Here is an 865-nt window from a genome sequence, read left to right as displayed (position 1 = left end):
GCAGCGCCCAGCGAGCTTCGAAGTGCTACGTTATGACCGGCAAATCATCAAACGCAAAGGCAGCGACACTCTCCTGCCAAGTCAGGCTCCCTTTAATGTATTGGATAAAAGCGTGGCGGATGTGAGCTTTATCGTGGGGATGCTGGTCGATAAATTCCAATACCACTTGCCGCTGTATCGCCAGCACCAGCGTTTAGCTGGAGCGGGCATTACTTTAAGCCGCAGCACACTGGGCACCATCGTGGCGCGCGGTATTGATTTACTCTATCCGATTGTGGATGCGATGCTAAGTAGCATCTTACAAAGCCAGGTGCTGGCAATGGACGAAACGCCGATTAAAGCAGGCAAAGCCGGGCCAGGTAAAATGAAGCAAAGTTACTTCTGGCCGGTGTATGGCGATAAGGATGAAATTGTTTTTACCTTCTCCACCAGCCGCGGGCGGCAACATATAGAAGAGATAGTAAAGCATCGCTTTAAAGGCACCTTATTAAGCGATGGCTACAGCGCCTATGCCAGTTATATCAAAGCCAATGAAGGCTTAACCCATGCCCAGTGCTGGGTGCACAGTCGCCGGCAATTTATTGAAGCGGAAAACAGCTGGCCAGCGCCGGCCAAAGAAGCGATTAGCCTAATCGCTAAGCTGTATGAGATAGAAGAGACTATCCGAAACCAAAAGCTCACGGATGACAAAAAACGCCAATACCGCCTTACACACAGCAAACCGGTGGTTGACCGCTTCTTTACGTGGTGTGATGATACCCTGCATAACCTGACGCTGCTGCCCAAAGACCCCCTCTCCAAAGCGATTGGCTATGTACAAAGCAAAGAAATGGCACTGCGCGTCTTCCTGGAAGACCCTGATGTA

General features: G+C 50.6%; 1 pseudogene. It reads left to right on the top strand.

The features are described 5' to 3' along the window. Positions 1-865: pseudogene (locus ACQ661_RS12680) on the top strand (IS66-like element ISAba28 family transposase); the annotation flags it as partial.

Origin of the sequence: Pseudidiomarina sp. WS423, from assembly GCF_050750165.1 — a bacterium.
GTDB classification, from domain to species: domain Bacteria; phylum Pseudomonadota; class Gammaproteobacteria; order Enterobacterales; family Alteromonadaceae; genus Pseudidiomarina; species Pseudidiomarina fusca.
The sequence above is the reverse complement of the archived record's forward strand: the minus strand, read 5'-3'. Positions and strand labels throughout refer to the sequence as shown.